At 66.4% G+C, this 3,784-nt stretch carries 5 protein-coding genes and 1 pseudogene; 2 read left to right on the top strand and 4 right to left on the bottom strand.

Annotated elements, in window-relative coordinates; translation table 11 throughout:
* Positions 1-359: pseudogene (locus AC1DY5_RS46315) on the top strand (hypothetical protein); the annotation flags it as partial.
* A 127-nt stretch (positions 360-486) separates the two neighbouring features.
* Positions 487-819, top strand: coding sequence for a hypothetical protein (locus tag AC1DY5_RS46310; RefSeq protein WP_478121114.1), 333 nt, complete (start codon positions 487-489; stop codon positions 817-819).
* A 24-nt stretch (positions 820-843) separates the two neighbouring features.
* Here AC1DY5_RS46310 and AC1DY5_RS46305 read toward each other — a convergent pair whose 3' ends face one another.
* The 4 genes from AC1DY5_RS46305 to AC1DY5_RS46290 all read right to left on the bottom strand — a co-directional run.
* Positions 844-1,092 (bottom strand): hypothetical protein, encoded by a 249-nt coding sequence (locus AC1DY5_RS46305; RefSeq protein WP_478121113.1) that lies wholly within the window; start codon positions 1,090-1,092, stop codon positions 844-846.
* Positions 1,093-1,862: 770 nt separating this feature from the next.
* Complete coding sequence (locus AC1DY5_RS46300; RefSeq protein ID WP_478121112.1) at positions 1,863-2,093, bottom strand: hypothetical protein; 231 nt, start codon at positions 2,091-2,093, stop codon at positions 1,863-1,865.
* A 196-nt stretch (positions 2,094-2,289) separates the two neighbouring features.
* Positions 2,290-2,886 (bottom strand): hypothetical protein, encoded by a 597-nt coding sequence (locus tag AC1DY5_RS46295; RefSeq protein WP_478121111.1) that lies wholly within the window; start codon positions 2,884-2,886, stop codon positions 2,290-2,292.
* Between the two features lie 12 nt (positions 2,887-2,898).
* On the bottom strand, positions 2,899-3,784 hold an 886-nt coding region (locus tag AC1DY5_RS46290; RefSeq protein WP_478121110.1), incomplete at its 5' end, for an ATP-binding cassette domain-containing protein.

Raw genomic sequence — 3,784 nt, 5'->3', positions numbered from 1 at the left:
AGCTGGAGCTGGAGCTGGAGCTGGAGCTGGAGCTGGAGCTGGAGCTGGAGCTGGAGCTGGCGCGGGTGGGGGAGCCGGAGCCGGAGCCGGAGCCGGAGCGGGCGCTGGTGCTGGTTCCGGAGCCGGAGCCGGAGGCGGTGCCGGTCCAGGAGCTGGAGCCGGAGGTGGCGCCGGTCCAGGAGCTGGAGCCGGAGGTGGCGCCGGCGGGGGTGGCGGAGCGGGGGCTGGCCCCGGGGGCGGAGCCGGTGGTGGTGCGGGGGGGGGCGGTGGTGCGGGCGGCGGACCCGGTGGTGGTGCAGCCGGGCGTTAGAAAGGCTGGTCTGGAGGGACGGTCGTTCTTCGATGTCCTTCCGTGTTGAGACCCAGCGCGATTCGCATGAAAATGGGAAAAGTTCACATTTGTTGCAAATTGATATACATTGGCATCCCCGCCCGGAACGGAAAATCAGGCCCGGCCGCATGCCAAGCCTATTCAGGAGCCGCAATATGGATTCGGACTTTCACCTTCGCAAAGTGCAGACCCTGAGCCCCAAGGCCGCGAAGATCGCCCTGCGGATCATCGATGCGGACCCGGGCATTCCCGTCGAATGGATCCTGACGCTGCGCCCCGCACTGGTGGAACGAAGCAGCGATTCGGCATCGTTCGGAACCACGGACTGGATGACGATCGCCGCGATTGAGCGCCCCGTCGTCCGCAGATTCACCGAGCTCTTCGAAAACCGCGAGCAGCGGCACGCTCGACTGTGGGTGACGAGCCTTCGCCAGGAGTCCCGCAAAGGCCCTGGCTCGGCGTTCGAGGACGCCTACGGTTCACCGTGAAGCCGCTCCGGGGCTGACTTCCCCTCATCCGTCGGCGTAGAGAAACACGGTGCGGCAGTGGCGGCACCGTGCCTGGCCGATGTGCCCTTGGCGCTGGAGCGGCTCGAGTCCAGACGCCTGGCCGTCGAGAAAGCACTGCGGACAAGGCAGCAGTTCCCCTGCACAAGCCAGCGCATCGGCCCATGCGCTTTCCCAATCATCGACCAGCGATGGCGGCGCCCCCTTCGCTCTCAGATGGCCGAGCAATTCGCGGTGCATGCCCTCGAGTACCATGGCCTTCTCCATTCGTTGGGGACACCCACACGGAGTCCCTCCAATAGGCCTGCGGGACAGACGCCTATGCCAATCTGTAGGGACGCTCACTCGCGAAATTGGTCTTCAGTGTCCATTGGTTACAAAGCCAGACACTATGCGAATGTGAAAGTATTACATTTTTACTTTGCGAAGTGTGCCGTTTCGCCGAGCGGCCCAAGCCGAGATTCGACTTCGCGACAACTGGCCATTCGGCCCCATTGAACAAGTTCACCTCGAAGGAGGGCTCATGTCTAAGATTGCCAAAGGCAAGTTCGTGAGGCGAACGGGGCGCCGGGCCCCACTGGCCTTGCAACGACGCCGCGCACGCGTGCGCGCCAGTTCGGTGGCCCTACATCCGAACGACGGTGCGCAACTGGCCTGGATCGCGGCGTCTCGCGTCAGAGAGGCTGCCCAGAACCGAATCGTCTTCGCGTTCCGACGCTATKTCGAGGCTTCGGGGCCAGGGCCAACGGAGGCCGAACTGCACCTGTTCGCGAGGCTCGCCATCGCGGAGCAGCGCTTGAGAAACAAGCTCGCGGGCAGGCCCACCGCCCGGCTCCAGGCCTGGGATTCCGCCAGCAGTCGCTGATCTCGGTTGCTGGGGCAGGTCGGTTCTGCCCACCGGAAGGATTGGCAGCGAGCCCTCGCCCCCCCGTGGCCATCGGCAAGGCCTGCCTCTTACTGCCGGCGCGGCGGGGTCCAGGCCACAGAGAAAAGGCCGTTCGAGACGGCCTTTTGTGTTTGGAGGGTCAACCGGCTTCGTCGCCGCCGATCGAGGCCGAGTGGGGGGATCYGGCGATCGCCGAGACCAAGCCCACCGCACTGGCACGAATCAGTTCCTGGCGCAGGGCCGCTTCGAGCAGCCGACGCGCCGTCTCCGGCCGATCGTGGTCGTACTCTTCGTCCAACTCGCAATGCAAGTAATAGTCGACCCGGGCCATGAGCCGTTCGACCGATGCTGCGAGGTCTGTCTCGTTCATCTTCCGCTCCTCCGAACCAGTCGTGCGGAAACGACCTTGGTTTGATCCCGAACCTTACCTCTGAACTCACCCTGCGCTCATTCAGCCTTCGGCTGCATGAGTTTCGTCATTATCCTCCCCCTGCGCACGGTTGCCTCCGGTGCTTTATCGTGGTACGCCAACAGGGCGAATTTGTTAATTCTTTGGTATTCGAAATTCAGCGAAATCGCAGCCGATTCCAGGCGTCGGCCCATCTCGAAGGCCGTGCAGGGGGCGCAGCCGGCTCGCTGCGGGCGGGCTGCGCAACGGGCTCGACGACGTCGGCAGGCGCCGGAAGCCGATGCCGAACGCTGTGCGCCACCCGCACGCAGTCCTTGATGTGCAATTCGCCAAGGGAGCGCAGCGCTGCATAGCTGAGCGTGGCAGAAACCACTTGGCCCGCGAGGGGAACGAAACGGGCCGCCTGGCTGGCTGTCAGCTTGACGCCGGCGTGGCGGGCCAGCGTGACCAGCAGTTCGCGCGTGACCAGCCGCCCGACCAGCAGCGCGCCGATCGCCGCCGCTGCCTTGCGTATGCGTTCGCGCTCGTGCGGCGCCATTCGCTCGACCTGGGTCACGGAAAGGCCGAACTCGGTGCTGATCTGCGGCACCACGCGCGCCAGCAGGGCCGCGTCGGCGGCCCAGTCGATGCCCGGCAGCGGAACGGCGCCGACCGCTGCCGCCATCAGCGCCTTGCGGCCGAGCAGACGGCGGCTGCGCCGGATGGCCGCGATCAGTTGCGGATCACCTTGGGCGAGCTCGATGGCGGAAGACATTCCTCCGCATTATCAGGTCGCGAGCGTTTCCAGTTGGTCCGACAGGGCCAGCCAGCGCTCTTCGAGGCGTTCGATCTCGTCGCTGAGCGCCTTCAACCGCTTGCCGGCTTCGGCGATTTCCGGGGCCGGCAGGGCCTGTGCCAGTCGCTCTTCGAGCGCGGCCTTCTCGCTGCTTGCGGCGGCCAGCCGCTGGTCGACCTGCGCCAACTCGCGTTTCAGCGGCTTGGCTTGATCGCTGCGCTGTTGGCGCTCCTGCGCGTCCTGCTTGCGCTGGTTCCTGCCGGCCGGGGCGGATTCGGCCGCCCGGGGCGCGGGGGCGCTGGCGACGGCGGCTTCGACCGGTCGCGCGACGACTTCGGCTGCGCTGGCAGCCGCGGCATCCCGATTCGCCACCTTGGCCTCCTCGCGCAGTCGCTTGGCTTCGTCCAGCAGGTAGCGCTGGTAGTCGTCGAGGTCGCCGTCGAAATCGCTGACCACGCCGCGGCCGACCAGCCAGAACTCGTCGCAGACCGAGCGCAGCAGCGCGCGGTCGTGGCTCACCAGCATCAGCGTGCCTTCGAACTCGTTGAGCGCCACGGCCAGCGCCTCGCGGGTGGCGAGGTCCAGATGGTTGGTGGGCTCGTCGAGCAGCAGCAGGTTGGGCCGCTGCCAGACCATCATGGCCAGCACCAGGCGCGCCTTCTCGCCGCCGCTCATGGTGCCGACCGGCTGCTTGACCATGTCGCCGCTGAAATTGAAGCTGCCGAGGAAGCCGCGCAGGTCCTGCTCGCCCGTGCGCTCCTTGGCATTGGCACCAAGCTCGCGCGCCATCCGCACCATGTGCTCGAGCGGCGTGTCCTGCGGCCGCAGAACGTCGAGCTCCTGCTGGGCGAAGTAGCCGATGTGAAGTAGCCGATGT

The sequence above is a fragment of the Variovorax sp. P4_D9 genome (genome assembly GCF_056401695.1).
Note: the sequence above shows the minus strand (reverse complement) of the source record. Positions and strands in the feature narration are given on the sequence as shown.

Bases quoted from the DNA above. Each gene is read 5' to 3' on its own strand.
- AC1DY5_RS46295 (WP_478121111.1), bottom strand. From the start codon at position 2,886: ATGTCTTCCGCCATCGAGCTCGCCCAAGGTGATCCGCAACTGATCGCG.
- AC1DY5_RS46305 (WP_478121113.1), bottom strand. From the start codon at position 1,092: ATGGTACTCGAGGGCATGCACCGCGAATTGCTCGGCCATCTGAGAGCG.
- AC1DY5_RS46310 (WP_478121114.1), top strand. From the start codon at position 487: ATGGATTCGGACTTTCACCTTCGCAAAGTGCAGACCCTGAGCCCCAAG.